This is a genomic window from Mycobacterium scrofulaceum, assembly GCF_001667885.1.
Taxonomy (GTDB): Bacteria; Actinomycetota; Actinomycetes; order Mycobacteriales; family Mycobacteriaceae; genus Mycobacterium; species Mycobacterium scrofulaceum_C.
This window is the reverse complement of the sequence record NZ_LZJW01000151.1, coordinates 1-17,149: the sequence shown is the minus strand read 5'-3', so window position 1 is coordinate 17,149 and position 17,149 is coordinate 1. Positions and strand designations below refer to the sequence as shown.

Annotated in this window: 15 protein-coding genes and 1 pseudogene; 5 read left to right on the top strand and 11 right to left on the bottom strand. The window is 70.6% G+C overall.

Features of this window, described 5'->3' with window-relative positions; translation table 11 throughout:
• The first annotated feature begins 18 nt into the window (after positions 1–18).
• A complete protein-coding gene (locus tag A5681_RS21955; protein ID WP_067280361.1) occupies positions 19–1,062 on the top strand; it encodes an LLM class F420-dependent oxidoreductase in 1,044 nt (347 codons plus the stop codon).
• A 4-nt stretch (positions 1,063–1,066) separates the two neighbouring features.
• Here A5681_RS21955 and A5681_RS21950 read toward each other — a convergent pair whose 3' ends face one another.
• The 9 genes from A5681_RS21950 to eccCa all read right to left on the bottom strand — a co-directional run bounded on the left by A5681_RS21950 (position 1,067) and on the right by eccCa (position 11,025).
• On the bottom strand, positions 1,067–2,413 hold the full coding sequence (locus tag A5681_RS21950) for a hypothetical protein (protein WP_067280356.1): 1,347 nt from the start codon (positions 2,411–2,413) through the stop codon (positions 1,067–1,069).
• A gap of 2 nt (positions 2,414–2,415) precedes the next feature.
• A complete protein-coding gene (locus A5681_RS21945; protein WP_067280353.1) occupies positions 2,416–2,745 on the bottom strand; it encodes a type VII secretion target in 330 nt (109 codons plus the stop codon).
• Between the two features lie 43 nt (positions 2,746–2,788).
• Complete coding sequence (gene glmM / locus A5681_RS21940; protein WP_067280348.1) at positions 2,789–4,126, bottom strand: phosphoglucosamine mutase; 1,338 nt, start codon at positions 4,124–4,126, stop codon at positions 2,789–2,791.
• A 149-nt stretch (positions 4,127–4,275) separates the two neighbouring features.
• A complete protein-coding gene (gene rpsI, locus A5681_RS21935) occupies positions 4,276–4,764 on the bottom strand; it encodes a 30S ribosomal protein S9 (protein WP_082968489.1) in 489 nt (162 codons plus the stop codon).
• Positions 4,761–5,204, bottom strand: a complete 444-nt coding sequence (gene rplM / locus A5681_RS21930) for a 50S ribosomal protein L13 (RefSeq protein WP_007172542.1) — start codon at positions 5,202–5,204, stop codon at positions 4,761–4,763. Before rplM ends, rpsI begins: the two co-directional genes overlap by 4 nt.
• A 217-nt stretch (positions 5,205–5,421) precedes the next feature.
• Positions 5,422–5,718: a WXG100 family type VII secretion target gene (locus A5681_RS21925; RefSeq protein ID WP_067280599.1), complete on the bottom strand. Its 297-nt coding sequence runs from the start codon at positions 5,716–5,718 to the stop codon at positions 5,422–5,424.
• A 14-nt stretch (positions 5,719–5,732) separates the two neighbouring features.
• Positions 5,733–6,050 (bottom strand): WXG100 family type VII secretion target, encoded by a 318-nt coding sequence (locus A5681_RS21920; protein ID WP_067280333.1) that lies wholly within the window; start codon positions 6,048–6,050, stop codon positions 5,733–5,735.
• Positions 6,051–6,103: 53 nt separating this feature from the next.
• The gene (locus A5681_RS21915; protein ID WP_067280329.1) at positions 6,104–7,333 is read right to left on the bottom strand and encodes a type VII secretion-associated protein; all 1,230 of its coding nucleotides are present in this window, start codon (positions 7,331–7,333) and stop codon (positions 6,104–6,106) included.
• Positions 7,330–11,025: a type VII secretion protein EccCa gene (gene eccCa, locus A5681_RS21910; RefSeq protein WP_067280326.1), complete on the bottom strand. Its 3,696-nt coding sequence runs from the start codon at positions 11,023–11,025 to the stop codon at positions 7,330–7,332. Before eccCa ends, A5681_RS21915 begins: the two co-directional genes overlap by 4 nt.
• Positions 11,026–11,152: 127 nt before the next feature.
• On the opposite strand from eccCa, the gene eccD reads away from it, so the two are divergent.
• Complete coding sequence (eccD, locus tag A5681_RS27235; RefSeq protein ID WP_231996395.1) at positions 11,153–12,541, top strand: type VII secretion integral membrane protein EccD; 1,389 nt, start codon at positions 11,153–11,155, stop codon at positions 12,539–12,541.
• Positions 12,538–13,830: a type VII secretion-associated serine protease mycosin gene (gene mycP, locus A5681_RS21900; RefSeq protein ID WP_067280323.1), complete on the top strand. Its 1,293-nt coding sequence runs from the start codon at positions 12,538–12,540 to the stop codon at positions 13,828–13,830. Before eccD ends, mycP begins: the two co-directional genes overlap by 4 nt.
• Here the strand turns inward: mycP and eccB are convergent.
• On the bottom strand, positions 13,798–15,165 hold the full coding sequence (eccB, locus tag A5681_RS21895) for a type VII secretion protein EccB (protein WP_067280320.1): 1,368 nt from the start codon (positions 15,163–15,165) through the stop codon (positions 13,798–13,800). The two genes, mycP and eccB, sit on opposite strands and share 33 nt — an antisense overlap.
• 120 nt (positions 15,166–15,285) lie before the next feature.
• On the opposite strand from eccB, the gene A5681_RS21890 reads away from it, so the two are divergent.
• Positions 15,286–16,128 carry a cutinase family protein gene (locus A5681_RS21890; protein ID WP_067280316.1) on the top strand — a complete coding sequence of 281 codons (843 nt, stop codon included), beginning with the start codon at positions 15,286–15,288 and terminating at the stop codon, positions 16,126–16,128.
• 57 nt (positions 16,129–16,185) lie between these two features.
• Entirely contained in the window at positions 16,186–16,806 is a 621-nt protein-coding gene (locus tag A5681_RS21885; RefSeq protein WP_067280592.1) for a cutinase family protein, read from the top strand.
• Here the strand turns inward: A5681_RS21885 and A5681_RS21880 are convergent.
• A pseudogene (locus tag A5681_RS21880) lies at positions 16,803–17,149 on the bottom strand (tRNA pseudouridine(38-40) synthase TruA); the annotation flags it as partial. The gene A5681_RS21885 and the pseudogene A5681_RS21880 sit on opposite strands and share 4 nt — an antisense overlap.

Genomic DNA, 17,149 nt, shown 5'->3' with positions numbered 1-17,149 from the left:
TCGTGATATCTGTCGTTGATGCGAATCGGGATCGCTCTGGATTATTCGGGCGGCTTTCATCAGGCCGTCGATCGCGTGGTGGAGCTCGAGAAGGCCGGCATCGACATCGCCGTGGTGGCCGAGGCGTACGCCTTCGACGCGGTGAGCCAGCTCGGGTATCTCGCGGCCAAGACGAGCACCGTCGAGTTGGCCTCGGGCGTGTTTCCCATTTACGTCCGCACCCCCTCGCTGCTGGCGATGACGGCCGCGGGGCTGGACTTCGTGTCCGACGGGCGTTTCCGGCTGGGGATCGGCACGTCCGGACCGCAGGTGATTGAGGGCTTTCACGGCGTCGAGTTTGACGCGCCGCTGGGCCGCACCCGCGAGATCGTGGAGATTTGCCGCAAGGTGTGGCGCCGGGAACGCCTGCAGCACAACGGCAAGCACTACCAGATCCCGCTGCCGCCCGACCGCGGCACAGGGCTGGGCAAGAGCCTGCAGCTCATCAATCACCCTGTGCGCGAACGCATCCCGATCACGATCGCCGCGCTGGGGCCGAAGAACGTCGAGCTGACCGCCGAGATCGCCGAGGGCTGGCAGCCCGTCTTCTACCTGCCGGACAAGGCCGCGTCGGTGTGGGGTGACGCGCTGGCGGCGGGTGCGGCCAAGCGGGATCCCGCGCTGGGCCCGTTGGACGTCATGGTGCACGCGTCGGTGGCCATCGGTGACGACGTCGACGAGCGGCTGGCGTGGGTCAAGCCGCAGCTGGGCCTCTACCTCGGCGGGATGGGTGCCAAGGGCCGCAACTTCTACCACGCCCTGGCGACGCGTTACGGGTTCGGCGAGGTCGCCGACCGCATCCAGGAGCTGTACCTGTCCGGCCGCAAACGCGAGGCCATCGACGCGGTGCCCGACGAGCTGGTGCGAGGGATGTCGCTGGTCGGCCCGCGCGGGTACGTCGCCGAACGCCTGGCCGCGTTCGCCGATGCCGGGGTGACGACCCTGCTGCTCAGCCCCCTGGCCACCGACCGCGCCGAATCCGTGCGCTTCGTCGAGGACGTGCTGTCGCTGCGCCCGGGCTGAGCAATCACTGACCCGCCTGCGGCAGCTGGTCGGCGGCGATCTCGCAGGGCGTCTTGCCGTCGGTGGCCGGCGGCGGCCCACCCGCCGCCGGTGCGCCGATCGGTGGCGGTGCGCCGATCGGCGCGTCGACCGGTGCCGGTGCGTCCGCGGGCACCGGCGTCGAGGCAGGCGCCGGGTCGACGGGTTCAGGCGTGTCGACGGGCTGAGCCGCCGCATCGGGCTTGACCCCTTCGGTGTCCTCGACGTCTTCGGCGTCATGGGGCCCGTCGTCGTCCTTGTCGTCGGGCTTGAACGGCTCCTCGTCGAAGGCGTCGCCCTCGTCGAAGCCGTCTCCGCCGTCGCTCGCCAACCCGTCGCCCGCCGCGCCGATCAGCCCACCGACCGCGTCGACGATCCTGCTGGCCAACCCGAGCAGACCCGCGCCGCCGCCGCTGCCGAGCCCGCCGCCGAGCCCGCCCCCCAGATCGCCCGCCGGCAGGCCGGCCGCGTCACCGGCCGTGGCCCCCCAATCCGGTTGCGGCGCAGCGGGGACCGGAGCCGGCGCGAGCGTGGTCGCCGTCGGCGCCGGATCCGGCACGAGGCTCGGGACGGCGGCCGCGGGCGTCACTGCGACGGGCGGGGCGCTGGGCGGGGCCGCCCGCGGCGGCTGGTAACCGGGGCCTAGATCGCCGGGGGCTTCGAAGCGCACCGTCGGCGCGGCGGCCATCCGATCGGTGACCATGTCGTAGGCGGTGTCGACGCCGTCGCGCGTCGACCGCATCGTCGTCAGCCAGTCGTTGCGAATCTCGTTGTCCACGTACGGCAGGACTTGCTCGCGGACCACCTCCTCGGCGACGGGGTGGTCACCGGGCCCGGTCGTGACCGTGGCGGCCGCGGCCAGCCACGCCGACCGCTGCGCCTGGGTGCCGTCGTCCACGGCGATGGCGGTCGCGACTTTCGAATCGACGAGGTACCACAGGTTGTCGCGCAGTGACTCACACCGTTGGGCGGCCGCGCGCAGCTCGGTGGCGACCTCGCCGGCGGCGTCGCAGTGGCGCTCGACAAACCGCACCGCGGCGTCGCCGGCCGGCCCGGTCCACGCCGCGGCCAGCTCGGCCACCTGGGCGCGCTGCATGCGCAACGCCTCGGCGACCGTCTCGCCCGCCGCCCGCAGCTCCGCGCAGTCGCGGTCGAGGGCGCGCAGGTCGAGTCCGTCTTCGGTGCCGTACCAATCGCGCAGCTGTGCGGGATGCGCCGTCAGGTCGGGATGCTGGTAGCCCAGCGCGTGGCAGGCCCGCACGTAGATCTGTGTGCGCTCGACGGCGGGCAGGCCCTCGGCGAGCCGCCCGGTGACATCCAACCGCTCGGCCACGATCAGGCGATCCGTTGCGCCGCGTACAGCTCCGCGTCGGCGTAGCGGTCGGCGCTGGTGCGCAGGGCCGCGGCGATCTCGGCCGACACCCGCGACCACTGCGCCACTTCGGCGGTCAGCCGCTCCACCTCGACGCGCAGCGCGTCACCGCGCGCGGTGTGTGCCCGCCCGGCGCCGGCGCCGCCGAAAGCCAGCCGGCCCAGCTGATCGCTGAGGGCGCGGTCGAGCAGGTCAGCAGCGGCGCGAAACTGGTCGGCGATGCGGTGCGTCGCCGGCACGTCGATCTCGGTGCGGGCCACGGCGACCGGTCGTGTTCCCCTGTCGTATCTCATGCCTAATCCGACGCCCGGGCGCGCGCCCGGGTTCCGGGGAGATTCAGTGCGCGGAGCTGACCGCCTCGGCGACCCGGTTCGCCACGCGCTGGGCGACGTCCGCCTCGGGCGCTTCCACCATCACCCGGATTACGGGCTCGGTTCCGGAGGGGCGCAACAGGATTCGGCCCGTGTCGCCGAGTTCGGCCTCGGCGTCGCCAACCGCGGTGCGCACGGCTGGCGCGGCGGCGGCGGTGTCCTTGTCGGCCACCCGGACGTTGATCAGCACCTGCGGCAGCGTCTGCATCGGCGCGGCGAGCTCGGTCAGCGACGAGCCGGTCTGCACCATGCGCGTCATCAGCCGCAGCCCGGTGACGATGCCGTCGCCGGTGGAGCCCAGGGCGGGCATCACGATGTGGCCGGACTGCTCGCCGCCCAGGCTGTAGTCGCCGGCCCGCAGCTCCTCGAGGACGTAGCGGTCGCCGACGCCGGTGGTGCGCACGGTGATCCCGGCAGCACGCATGGCCAGGTGCAGCCCGAGGTTGCTCATCACGGTGGCCACCAACGTGTCGGAGGCCAGCTCGCCGGCGTCGCGCATGGCCAGCGCGAGCACGACCATGATCGCGTCGCCGTCGACCAGCTCGCCGTTGGCGTCGATGGCCAGGCAGCGGTCGGCGTCCCCGTCATGGGCCAGGCCCAGGTCGGCGCGGTGGGCGATGACCGCGGCGCGCAGCGAATCCAGATGGGTGGAGCCGCAGTTGTCGTTGATGTTCAGGCCGTTGGGGTCGGCGTTGATCGCGATGACCCGCGCGCCGGCCGCGCGGTAGGCGCGCGGCGCCACCGACGAGGCCGCGCCGTGGGCGCAGTCGACCACCACGGTCAGGCCGTCGAGCCGCAGCGTGCTGGCCTTGCTCAGGTGGCGCAGGTAGCGGTCGTCGGCGTCTTCGGCGTCGATGACGCGGCCGATCCCGGCGCCGATGGGGCGCATCCCGACTTCCGCGGTGACCAGCGCCTCGATCCGGTCCTCGGTGTCGTCGTCGAGCTTGCGGCCACCGGGGCCGAAGATCTTGATGCCGTTGTCGGGCATCGGGTTGTGCGACGCCGAGATCATCACCCCGAAGTCGGCGTCGTACGCGCCGGTCAGGTACGCGACCGCGGGCGTGGGCAGCACCCCGACCCGCAGCGCGTCGACGCCCTGGCTGGTCAGCCCGGCGATCACGGCGGCCTCGAGCATCTCGCCGCTGGCGCGGGGGTCGCGCCCGATCACGGCGACGCGCCGGCCGGGTCCGCCCGCGCTGGCCAGGTGCCGCGCGGCGGCGGCGCCCAGCTCGAGCGCCAGCTCGGCGGTCAACTCCCGGTTGGCGACCCCACGGACACCGTCGGTGCCGAATAGTCGACCCATGCGGACAAACCTCTCACAGTTGACGGTTCAGCACCTAACGTGCCCGTTCTTTTCTGACCGAAACGGGGCTCGTTTGGGCGCAGACACGCCGAAGGAAGCGCGGGACGTCCCAGTTTGAGGCCCCGTTGCGGCCAGAAAGTGATGGTTGATCAGCGCTTGCTGTACTGAGGCGCCTTGCGGGCCTTCTTCAAGCCGTACTTCTTGCGCTCGGTGGCACGCGGGTCGCGGGTGAGGAAGCCGGCCTTCTTCAGCGCCGGCCGGTCCTCGGGCTGCGCCACGATCAGCGCCCGGGCGATGCCCAGCCGCAGCGCACCGGCCTGGCCCGACGGGCCGCCCCCGTGCAGCAGGGCGAAGATGTCGAAGTTCTCCACCCGGTCGACCGTGACCAGCGGAGCCTTGATGAGCTGCTGGTGCACCTTGTTGGGGAAGTAGTCCTCCAGGCTGCGGCCATTGAGGTCGAACTTGCCGGTGCCGGGCACCAGGCGCACCCGCACCACGGCCTCCTTGCGGCGGCCGACGGTCTGGATGGGCCGGTCGAAGACGAAGGACTCGGCGGCCGCGGGGGCGGGCGCCTCGGCCGGGACGTCGGGGGTTTCCGGGGTGGCCGTGGGGTCCAGGGCCTCGGTCGTTTCGGTCACTGGGCCACCTGCTTGATCTCGTACGGAACCGGCTTCTGAGCGGCGTGCGGGTGCTCCGGGCCGGCGTAGACGTGGAGTTTGCGCTGGATCTGACGGCTGAGCTTGTTCTTGGGCAGCATGCCGACGATCGCCTTCTCGACGACGCGGTCGGGGTGCTTCTCCATCAGCTCGCCGGTCGTGCGCGAGTGCAGGCCGCCGGGGTACCCCGAGTGGCGGTAAGCCAGCTTGCTCTGCAGTTTGTCGCCGGACAGGGCGACCTTGTCGGCGTTGATGACGATGACGAAGTCACCGCCATCGACATTGGGGGCGAACGTCGGCTTGTGCTTGCCGCGCAGCAGGGTGGCTGCCGCGACGGCAAGGCGGCCAAGCACCACGTCCGTGGCGTCGATGACGTACCACGACCGCGTGGTGTCACCCGCCTTTGGCGCGTAGGTGGGCACAGCGCTTACCTTTTCTTTCTCGAGGTGGATCCCGGGTCGAGCCGGGTGCCGGTCAGGCGTTAGCGGTTGGGTGGTCTCGGCGACCGACATTGACCCGAGGCCCGGCGTACCGCACGCCAACCGAGCAGCTTACCGACGCGCGTCCCCGCAGGTCAAAATGACTGTGTGGTCCCAGCGGCTCTCCTCCGCCGGGACCACACAGACGACTAGGGCGCGGCTAGCGTCCCCAGGCGCTTGCCGCCCGCCGGTCGGCGTCCGCCACCTCGTCCGCGCCGTCGCGGACCGCGTTGCCCAGATCGACCAGAATCTCGTTGAGAGCGCTAGCGGCCTGGTGCCATTTCTGCTGCTCTAGCTGGTAGGCGGCCGCAGCCTCGCGAGTCCAGAGCTGCTGCAATGGGGCGATCTGGGCCCTCAATTCGTCCAGCGCCGCGTTCAGGCGGGCCGAAGTGGTGTGAATCTCCTGACGCACCGAATACTCGATCTCGCCGAAGTTATATGACAACGCCGATTCCACGGATGATCCCCCGATCACAGGTTTGCGCCGGTGGCGGCGATGTGGGCCGCGTGGCCGTGGCCGGCCTCCTGCAGGGTGGCCGCGTTGCGCCGGATGGTCTCGCCGATCGCGTGCAGGACGTGGTAGAGCCGCAACGACTCGGCATTCCAGCGATCCACCACGTCTCTGAACCGCGCGGCGGCGACCCCTCCCCACACCGACGGGGGCACCGCGCTCATCTGGCCGATGAATGCCTGCAGCATGGCCCGGATCTCCTCATTGCGGGCGTCCGTGGTGCCCGCAACCGACCGCATCAGGTCGAAGTCGGTGCTCAGTGTGTTGGGTGCACTCATACCAAGTTCGACCCGGACAACGCGCATTTGGTTCCACCCAATATTTCCCTGATTCATCCGACCGCGTGGGCCGACCGCACGGCCTGCTCGCAGGGGCCGCGCACGGCCTCTTCCCTGCCGGGCGGGCTCTGGCATCCGAGGCTGATCCGCACCGGGCCGTCCAGCAGCACCGTCCACCGGACGTGATGGGCGGCGCGGACTTCGCGGTAAGTCACCGCCGGCCTGCCTGCGCTGGTGCTGGAGGGATTGAAGTCGACGAACACGCCCGAGGGTTCCACGTCGATTGCGTGCTTCAACCGCTCGGCCGTGCCAGTCAACGTCTCACCGACGACGGGCGACTGCGTGACGTGCAACGCCACCTCGGGATCGGACGGGGAGGTGACCTGCACCCGCGCCGATCCCGGCCCGGCCACCACCCGCTGGGTCGGCCAATCCGCGGGCACCGCCACCGCCACCCGACCTTCCACCAGAAACACGGCGGGCACTGCCCGGACCGTCGGCGCGCTCACCGCGCTGGGCCGATCCGTGTCGATCACGGCCGGGCCAGCCCCGGCCAGCACGATGGCGGCCGCAGCGATGCCAGCGAGTGTCCGCGCGTGGCGTCGGCCACGATCGTCACCCGGCTTGGGTGGTTGGTCGAGATCGGACATCGCCAGCCGGGCCAGCCGACCGAGCCGGGCGTCGTCGATGCGCACCACCTTCCGCTCAGTGCCGCGCGTCGCGTCAACGATCGACGCCGAAAGGGTCGACGCCCCGGTGACGGTGCTCGGCGCGTCGACCAGCAGGACACCCCCGGGGCGGCCTGCGATCGCGGCCATCACCTCGTCGGCTACGGCGCGGGGTTGCGCCCTGCGCGGGACGGCGACGATGTCGGCACCACCCACTACCACCGCCATCCGGTCGACGATCTCCACCACGACCGCCGCTTCCGCGTCGGTGCCGGCGGCCCGCGTCAGCAACCACGACCGGGGCCGGGTCAGCACGTCGTCGGACACCGTGGCGGCCACCTTCTTCACGACCCCGACGCGCGACGATGACCACCAGGACGGATGCACCACGACGATGCCCTTGCACCCCGCACACGCCACGGACCGCAGGGCGTCGGCCCACACCGACGCAACGGCGGTCGGGCGTTCGCCCACCAAGGCAACCCGATCGTCGATCGCACGCAGAGCGGTCCCGATGATGTCGGAGGTCCGCTCGTCGACGACGGTGCTTGTCGGGCAACATAATCGGCGGATCGTGGCGGGACCCGCTTCGATGATGGCGCGGTGTGCGGTCACGGAGCACTCCAGGCCACCTGGACGAGCTGTTCGTCGCTCGCGCGGGTCCGCAGGACTCCGCGCCCGGGTGGCAAACACGCCGGGCGGCGGGAGCCGGAGTCCTCGCCGGGGAATCCGCTCATCATCAGGGTCATGCAGCCGAGGTCACGCAGGCCCGCCAGCAGGGGTTCGAAGAACGCGCGCTCGGCGCCGCCGCTTCGCCGCGCGATGACCAGATGCAAGCCCAATTCCGTTGCATATGGCACGTATTCGGCGATGGGCGCCAGTGGGTTGCCGGAAGGGCCGGAGACCAAGTCGTAATCGTCGACCACGATATAGATGTCGGGCCCAGACCACCATGACCCGGCTCGCAGCTCCGCCTGGCTCGCACCGGGCGGGGGCATTCGCCTGCTCAGCAAGTCAAGCAGATCCGGCAGCATGCCGGCCAGCGCGACCGGCGACATGGCGTACCCACCAAGGTGCTCCGACTCGACAGCGCCGAGCAGGGAGCGCCGAAAGTCGATGATGACGAGATGCGCTTGCCCCGGGGTTTTGGTCCGGACGATCTCGCGGCACAGTGTTCGTAGCGTCGACGTCTTGCCGCACTCCTTGTCGCCGAGCACGAGAAGGTGTGCCACCCGGTCGAACTCGCACGTCACCGGCTGCATTCGCCGCTCGTCAAGCCCGAGGAGGATACGGTCGCCGAGAACGGCACCTGCCGCTTCGACGACGCTGTGACGCTCGATCAGTTCGGGCAGCAACGGTATCGGCGGCGCAACGGATTCAGCCGGGCCGATCTCGGCAATGGGCAGGGCGATCATAGTCTGCGATCCATCGCCGCAAAGGCCCCGACCCGGCCTGCCCTGCGGAACATGTTGCGCCGCTTTACGATCCAGCTCAGAATCGGTCGGGTCACCCAACCTCAGCTCGATGCGCGTGCCGATCTGGTCACGCAGCGCCGGCCTGATCTCTGCCCACCGCGACGCGGACAACACCACGTGCACTCCGAACGAAAGCCCTTGAGAAGCAACGGCCGTGAGCGATGACTCGAGCGCACCGAAGTCCCGGCACAAGCTTGCCCAGCCGTCGACGACGAGGAAGACGTCGCCGAACGGATCGGAGTCCGAAGCCGCGCCCTGCGCCCGCAGCTGACGGTATTCGGCGATCGACCCGACGCCCACATCGCCGAACAGGGTCTCCCGCGCACGGATGATCGACTCGCATTCGGCGACGATCCGCGCGACGAGTCGCGGTTCGGCCCGGCCGGCGACGGCGCCGACGTGCGGGATTGACCGCACCGACGCCAGTGCTCCGCCGCCGAAGTCCAGGCAGTAAACCTGGACCTGCGCCGGCGAGTGCGTGGCCGCAAGCGCGGTGATCAGCGTGCGGATCGCCGTCGACTTGCCGGACTGTGGTGCCCCGACGACCGCCACATTGCCTGCGGCCCCGCGCAAGTCGACGAGCAACGGCGTTCGCCGCTGCTCGAAGGGCCGGTCCACAACACCGACCGGAACCGTCAGGGCACCTCGCGCGTACGCTCCGGCGCGGAGCAGGGTTTGCAGCGCGGGCGCCGGACCCAAGGGTGGGAGCCAGACCTGGTGCGCGGGCGGGCCATGCCCACACAGCCGATCCAAGACCGCTTGCAGGGTCGTCCGCGGGGACGAGTCGCCGGTCTCGGTGGCGCGGGTGATCACGCCGACGCTTCGGCTGCCGAACGTCCGCACGGTCGGATTGGCCACGGACACGGTGGTCGGCGCGCCGGACCGGGCCGGTCCCGAAACGTAAGCGGCGGAGAAGCGAACGAGCTCTCCCGCGCTCGTACGCAGGTAGCCCACTCCCGGGTTGTTGGGCAGCTCGTATGCTTCGGGCGTGCCGAGCGCGGCACGCGATTCCACGGCCGACAGGGTCTTCAAGCAGATCCGATAGGACAGGTGGGCGTCGAGTCCGCGCAGTCGGCCCTCGTCGAGTCGTTGGCTGGCCAGTAGCAGGTGAATGCCCAGCGAGCGGCCGAGCCGCCCGATCGCCACGAACACGTCAGCGAAATCCGGATGCTGGCTGAGTAATTCGGAGAACTCGTCGACGATGATGAACAGGCTCGGCAAGGCGGTCGACGTGGCCCCCGCCCGGCGCGCATGTTCGTACGCCGCGGCGCTGACACAGCCCGACGCCCGCAGCAGCCGTTGCCGGCGATTCATTTCCCCGGCCAGGGCGTCGCGCATCCTGGCGACCAACGGCGCCTCGTCCGCGAGATTCGTGATGACCGCGGCCACGTGCGGGGCGCGGGCGTAATCGAGAAACGTTGCGCCGCCTTTGAAGTCGATGAGCAGCAGATTAAGTACCTCGGGGGAGTTGCGCACAATCAAACCCAGCGCGATCGTACGCAACAACTCCGACTTACCCGATCCGGTGGCCCCGACGCACAGCCCGTGAGGGCCCATGCCGCTTTCCGCGGCCTCTTTGATGTCCAGCTCCACCCGGGCGCCGTCGGCCCGGGTTCCGATCGGAACGCGCAGCCGGTCGCGGTGATCTTGGCCCCGCCACAATACGACCGGGTCGAACCCGTCCACATCACCAATCCCCGCCAGTCCCGGCCAGTCCCATCCGTCGCCGCAACGAGCCGCCGCGCCAATCCGATGCATTGCCAACCGGCGGGCACACACCAGCGCCCCCAGGGCGTCCAGCCGGTCGGGGCGCGCCGGGACCCGGGTTTCACCGGCCACGCTGATCGTCACCGGGGCATCGACGCGACCCCCGCCGATTTCGACGACAGTCGCGGCCGCGAACCCGTCGGTGTCGTGTTCTGAGTCCGCGATCACCACCGCGTGCACCGGCCGCGCGCCGGTGAGCGCGCCTCGCGCCTCGTCCACGCTGTCGTACACCATCCGCACCGGCCCCGCTACATCGGCCGCCGTCGGGTGTTGGTTGTGCGGTAGCCATTTCAGCCACTCCCACTGCCAACGGTTTCGCTCATCGATCACGGCAGCGATCAGCAATTGATCGGGCGGGTGCAGGACGGCGAGCTGGCATATCATCGCGCGCAAGGTTCCGCGGGCGGCGATCTCGTCGCCGCCGATGGTGATGCGGGGGCTTTCGCGCAGCGAGACGGTGATCGGTCCGACGGTCGTGGCATGCGTGCGCAGGAAACGATCCAATGCGGCTGCGGTGACCGGGTCGGCGGCCTCCGGGGGCTGCGGGGCCACCAACCGGGTGGCGAGCGGCTGCGGCCCCGTGCCGACTCGGACGAGGCAGAAGTCCGGGTCAGCGATCCGCCGCTCCCACATCCTGCGACCCCCGATCAATGTCCACAGCGTGTCGGGGTCGGGGTGATCCCACATCAGTGAGTGATGCTGTGTCGCAGCGGTTTCGAGGACAATGCTGCGCAGCCGACTGAGGTACTCGAGGTAGCTGAGACGATCAGCGTCCACCCCGCCACCCCGGCGCCGGCCGCGTCCGGACAGGGCTGTCACCATCGTCGATCCCAGCAGCATGATGGGAAACGTCGCGAACATGGGTGTGCGAGCGCCACCCGGCCCCGACGCCAGTGCCGCCGCCATCACGCCGATTCCGCCGACCGCCAGCACGGCGGACAGCGCCCGGGACAGCAGGCCGCCCGCCGCCGGCGACGGCACGTCAGGCGGTGTGTCGACGACGAGGTCCGCGGTCGGCACCGCCGGCGGCCGCCGCCGCGCCTCGGGTACGAACTCCTGGGCCATCGGGTCCCCTCCCCGATCGACGACCGTAGGCAGCACCGCAGTCGACGACAAGTCGCTTGTGGACAGGCGCGCACCCCGCGACCGTTTGGTGGCTATCTTCTCGGGATTGCTACTGAAGGGGTCACTCTTGCCTGCAACCGATTTGGGTCTGCGCCGGGTGTCAATTCATGCCGGCTCCGCCGTCGCGGACCTGGTTCTTCCGTCCGAAGTTCCCGTCGCGGTCCTGACGCCGACGGTCGTCGACATCCTTCAAGCGCGGCGGGGCGACGATGGTTTGACGGCGAAGCGCTACCACCTATCACTACCCGGATACCCCGCCCTGGACCCGTCGAAGACGTTGGCGCAGAGCGGTATCGACGACGGCGCTGTTCTCTTACTGAGCCAGGGGTCGACGCCCCCGCCGGCTTTTCTTCACTACGACGAGGCGGAGGCCGTCGCTGCGGCGCGGGCGGGTTCCGACACTTCGACGAATCCCGGGTACCGGCGGGCGGCGCGGATCATCGCCGCGGTCGCGGCGAACGCTATGACCGCCATCGGCATGTTGGTGTTGGCCCGAAATGCGCTCAGCGCCACCGCCCGGGATCGCCATGCGACGGTGGCCGTGTTGGTGATCGTGGGCGTGATCGCCCTGCTGGCGGCCGCGTTGACGGACCGACTCCATGGGGATGCGGTCGCCGAACCGGCGCTGAACGCGGTGGGGATCACGTTCGCGGCGATTGCCGGTTTCGTGGCGGTGCCCGGCGGGCCGGGGATTTACAACGTGTTGCTGGCCGCGACAGCGGCGGCGGTCACCTGCGTGTTGGCCATCCGCGCCTCGCGGCGCGCCGCGGTGGCGCTGACCGCCGCGTCATGTGCCGCGACGGTCGGCGCGGTGGCCGCCCTGGTGGGGGCCATCACCGGCGCACCGCCGTACGCGATCGGCGCGGCATCAGCGCTGATATCGCTTGGTCTGCTTGGGGTAGCGGCGCGGGTGTCCATCGTGTTGGCAGGGCTATCTCCCCGCGTACAGCCGATGCCGGGCACGGACGAGCCAGAAGCGAACGGGGCCGGCCTGGCGGCGCGGGCGCTGCGCGCCGACGCCTGGTTGTCCAGCCTGCTGACCGCGTTTGCCTCGTCGGCGGCTGTCGGCGCGGTCGTCACCGTCCTGGCCGGCGCACAGCGCATGTCCTGCATCGCGTTCGGTAGCATCACCGGCGCGTTGCTCCTGCTGCGCGCGCGTTCTACTCACGACGCCAGAGCATTGACGTTCGTGATCGCCGGAATAGCGGTCGTGGGAACGACAGTCGCTGTGGCCGCCTCGAGCACTCCGGGGCGGGGGCCATGGATGGCAGCGGCAACGGCAGCGCTGGCCGCCGGGGTTATGTTTCTGGGCTTCGTCGCGCCCACGTTGTCGACTCCACTCGTGTTGCGCCGAAGCCTCGACGCCCTGGAGTGGCTCGCTCTGGTTGGGACCGTCCCACTGACGTGCTGGCTGTGTGGACTGTATGGCGCCGCCCGCGGATTGCACTTCCGGTGACGGTGCCTCCCATCTCGCGCGTCCTGTTGGTTTGTGCGCTGGTGTCAGCGCTTGGAACACCGACCGCGCAAGCGGTTTCACCGCCGCAGATCGACGACAAGTGGTTACCCAAGCCGGCGCGTCCCGCGCCCGCGTCGCCGACAGTGCAGCGGGAGGTGTGCGCGATCATCGCGACGGGTTCGGCGCCCAGCGGGCCGCCCGACATCCTCGACCTGTCACGAGTCTGGCCGTTGACCCGCGGAGCCGGACAACGGGTGGCGGTCATCGACACGGGCATTTCGCGCCAGCGCCTGCTACCGCATGTGGTGCCGGGCGGCGATTATGTCTCCACCGGCGACGGCACCCAGGATTGTGACGCACATGGCACTCTCGTCGCGGGAATCATTGCGGCGGAGCCGGATTCGGGTGCACCCGGCTTCGGCGGGATGGCACCCGAAGCCACTCTGATCAGCATTCGACAGTCCAGCGCAAAGTTTTCCGCGGCCGGCGATCGGTCCCGTGCCGGTGTCGGCGACGTCGAGACCATGGCGAAAGCCGTCCGCACCGCCGCGGATCTGGGCGCCTCCGTGATCAACATCTCCTCGGTTGCCTGCGTTCCGGCCGCGTCGACGCTCGATGACCGCGCGCTCGGCGCCGCGCTGGCCTACGCCGTGGATGTCAAGAACGTCGTCGTCGTCGCCGCGGCCGGCAATACCGGCGGCGCAGCGCAATGCCCTCCTCAACGCTCGGATGCCACCTGGGAAACCGTCACGGTCGCGGTCAGTCCGGCCTGGTACGACGACTACGTGCTCACCGTCGGTTCGGTGGACAACCACGGGGCACCGTCGGCATTCACCCTTGCCGGGCCCTGGGTCGACGTCGCCGCCCCCGGCGAGGCGGTAACGCCGCTCGGCTCGGAACCGGTGTCCGGCACCAGTTATGCCGCGCCGGTGGTCAGCGGGCTGGCCGCCCTGATCCGCGCCCGGTTCCCCGTGTTGACCGCCCGGCAGGTGATGCAGCGCATCGAGTCGACGGCGCATCACCCACCGGCCGGGTGGGATCCGCTCGTCGGCCACGGCACCATCGACGCCCTGGCGGCGGTCAGCACCGATGCCGCGCCGCCGCAGACCAGTCCTACGCCGGCACCGGCGCCCATCGCCACGCCACCGACGGCCGCGCCACCGAACTCGGCCGCCCGGCGCACCGCCCTGGGCGGGGTCGCGGTCTGCCTCGCCGGCTTGGGGATAGCGCTGGCCATCGGCGTGGCGAGGGGCCGGCTACGGGGCCGGAACGAAGTCGCGGGCGGTTGACGCCTTTTCTCGGCTGAGCTCCGGGCCGGCGGGAAGGGCCTGCAGGATCGGCCACGGCGCCGTGATCGCCGCCGGCAGCCCGAGGGCCCGGGCGGCGTCATCGTCGTGGATCGGAAAGCGCGCTCCGATGTCAGTGACCAGGTATCGCGTCCCGACTTGCACGTAGGCGCTTCGGCCGGGCGGCACGTACACCGCGTCCAGCGCGGGGCCGGGCCCGTCGGCCCGCGACAGGGCCACCGGCGCCTGCCCCGGCGGCATCGGCAACCGGTCGCCGATGAGAAGCGCGACGCCGGCGTGGCCCGATGGGCCCGCCCGCCACGAAACGCACAACGTGCCGTTGTCGCCCGACAGTGCGGGCGCCCGGTCGGGAAATCCGGCCACCGGCAACACGGCGACAATCGGAGCTGCGCGGATCGCGTCGGGCGCCACCGTCACGGCGTTGGCGGTGCCCTGGGAGTTGCTGAACCGCAGCAGATCGGCGGCTACCTGTCCTATCGGCTGTATGCCGGTCGCGAGCACGGCGTAATACTCGTCACCGCCGGCCCTCGTGATGCGCATCACACTGCCCACTGCGAAGCCCGGCAGTCCTGCCGCCTTCTCGCCGGCGCCCGGGATTCGGGGCACGCTGATGGGTGGCGCCTCGGGGATGGCGTTCAGCAACGCCGGCGAAACGGGTCGCGGCGCGTGGCCGTCCAGCCGCAACGCACGTGTCACCGCGGTGTCGGCGAGGTCCACCACCGCCCGCTGCCCGTCATAGAGCAGGTACGCGGGCGAAGCCCGGCCGGCTGCGACCAGGTCAGCCTGGCCGGCACCGAGACGACGGACCGCCGCGTCGTCCGTGCGGCCGACGAGGACCGTCGTCGCGCCGGCGCGGTCCGCATCGCAAATCGTCCAGGCCAACTCGTCCGCCGGCAACGGCTCGCCGATCAGCTGCGGCGCGCCGGGGATGCCCAGCGGCGGCCCGCGTTTGGCGCGTGCCAGGTCCGCCTCGGGCACCGGCTGGGGTTTGGCGGCCGTGCCCGCGATCAACCGCGCCGACGCCAGATTCAGCACCGGGTGCCAGGTGTCGCCCACCCGCACGTACAGCGCGCCGGATTCCCGCCCCATCACCAGCTGGGCGCCATCCAGCGTCACCCGCGGCCGTAGCAAAGCGCCAAGCGCAGCCCCGGCCACGATGACGGCGGCGAGTAGGCACCCTATCGACAGGGCTGCCGTCCGCGCCCGCTGTCGGTCGCTGAGGGTGTGGACGTCACCGCCCAGCAACGCGCACTCGACTCGACGCAGCTGGAATAGGTAGCCGCTGACCCGCAGGCCGGTGGTCGGCGGACGCGGCACTGGCTCCCCTCCCCTGGGCAGTTGATGCGGCCACGGTAAGGCGTCCCGCCGTCGCGCCGCTTAACTCATCCACAGGTCAGCGAACTTTCGAACCGTGCTTAGGGTAGGTAAAGTTACTGCGTGTTTTCCCACCGCTTAGGTCGCTGGGTGGGCCCGGGGGTTTCTGCAGTAGTTACCGCCGCCGGCCTGCTGGTATCCCCCGCTGCGACGCCGACAGCCTCGGCTTTCGACTGCCCGGATGTCGAGGTCATCTTCGCCCGCGGCACCAACGAGCCCCCGGGCTTGGGCCGGGTCGGCGACGCCTTGGTCGACTCGCTGCGCGAGCAGACCCACCTGAACATCCTGCCCTACGGGGTGAACTACGCGGCCAGCAAGCTGCAGCTGCACGGCGGTGACGGCGCGAACGACACTATCGACCGCGTCAAGAAGAGCGTGGAAACCTGCCCCAACACCAAGATCGTGCTGGGCGGCTACTCGCAGGGCGCGTCGGTGATGGACATCGTCGCCGGTGTCCCGATCGGCGGCATCAGCTGGGGCAACAAGCTGCCCGAGCAGTACGCCAACAACATCGCCGCCGTTGTCACCTTCGGTGACGTGGCCGACCGCGCCGGCGGCACGCTGCCCAGCCAGAGCGCGCTGCTCGGCTCCAAGGCGCAGGACTACTGCAACCCCAACGACCCGATCTGCCACGCCGGGCCGGGCAACGAGTGGAGCGGTCACACCGAGGGCTACGTCCCCGTCTACACCACTCAGGCCGCCGCGTTCGTCGCCCAGAAGCTGGCCGGCTTGAGCCCGTCGAGCCCCGCGTTCGGGCCGCCGCTGGGCCCGGTTCCGCCCGGTGCCACGCCCTCACCGGTCTACGGGCAGCAGACCCCGCCCGGATCGCCGCCCTCGATCCACGGCGGCGACGCTCCCGCGCCCGCCGCGCCCACCACGGTGACTCCGCAAGCACCTCTCGTCTGAATCGTTACCGGCGCGAGATCAACGCGCCCCTAACATCGTGGGGTGCGGCTCATTCCATTGACGCTGGGCGCCGGGCTGCTCGCCGGTGCCGCGATAGTGGTTGCTCCCCAACTGCTTCCGCAGGCCTTCGCCTCCTGCCCCGGCGTTGAGGTGGTGTTCGCCCGCGGCACCGACGAGCCGCCCGGCGTCGGCAAGGTCGGCGGCGCCTTCGTCAACGCGCTGCGCCAGCAGACGCCCAAAAGCGTTGGCTCCTACGGGGTGAACTACCCGGCCAACAAGGACTTCCTGGCCGCCGCCGACGGCGCCAACGACGCCAGCAACCACATCCAGCAGATGGCCGGCAACTGTCCCAACACCAAACTGGTGCTCGGCGGGTACTCGCAGGGGGCGGCCGTCATCGACATCGTCACGGCCGCACCGCTACCCGGGCTCGGCTTCCGCCAGCCGCTGCCGGCCGCGGCCGCCGACCACGTGGCCGCGGTCGCGCTGTTCGGCAACCCGTCCGCCCGGGCCGGCCAGCTGATGAGCGCCCTCACGCCGGAATTCGGCGGCAAGACCATCGACCTGTGCAACCCGGGCGACCCGATCTGCTCGAGCGGCACCCGGTGGGCGTCCCACCTGAGCTATGTGCCCGGATTGACCAATCAGGCCGCGACTTTCGTCGCGAAGAAGGTTTAGCGGGTGCGCAGGTCCCGGGTGACCAGGTTGCGCGCCTCGAGCTGATCGTCGGGCGGATAGTCGACGCTCACCAGCGTCAGCCCGTGCGGCGGCGCGGCCGCGAAGTCACTGGATCGGCTTGTGGCGCTGAGCAATTCGCGGCACCACGACACCGGTCGCCGGTGCTCGCCCACGGCCAGCAGCGCCCCGACCAGCGAGCGCACCATCGACCAGCAGAACGCGTCGGCGGTGACGTGCGCGGTGATCAGGTCGCCGTCGCGCAACCAGTCGAGGCGCTGCAGGTCGCGAATGGTGGTGGCATTGGGCCGGTGCCGGCAGAACCCGGCGAAGTCGTGCAGCCCCA

What these genes read in the sequence shown, in the direction of transcription:
- A5681_RS21955 (WP_067280361.1), top strand. Translation starts at nt 19, where the DNA reads ATGCGAATCGGGATCGCTCTGGATTATTCGGGCGGCTTTCATCAGGCC.
- A5681_RS21945 (WP_067280353.1), bottom strand. Translation starts at nt 2,745, where the DNA reads ATGAGATACGACAGGGGAACACGACCGGTCGCCGTGGCCCGCACCGAG.
- glmM (WP_067280348.1), bottom strand. Translation starts at nt 4,126, where the DNA reads ATGGGTCGACTATTCGGCACCGACGGTGTCCGTGGGGTCGCCAACCGG.
- A5681_RS21920 (WP_067280333.1), bottom strand. Translation starts at nt 6,050, where the DNA reads ATGAGTGCACCCAACACACTGAGCACCGACTTCGACCTGATGCGGTCG.
- eccCa (WP_067280326.1), bottom strand. Translation starts at nt 11,025, where the DNA reads ATGGCCCAGGAGTTCGTACCCGAGGCGCGGCGGCGGCCGCCGGCGGTG.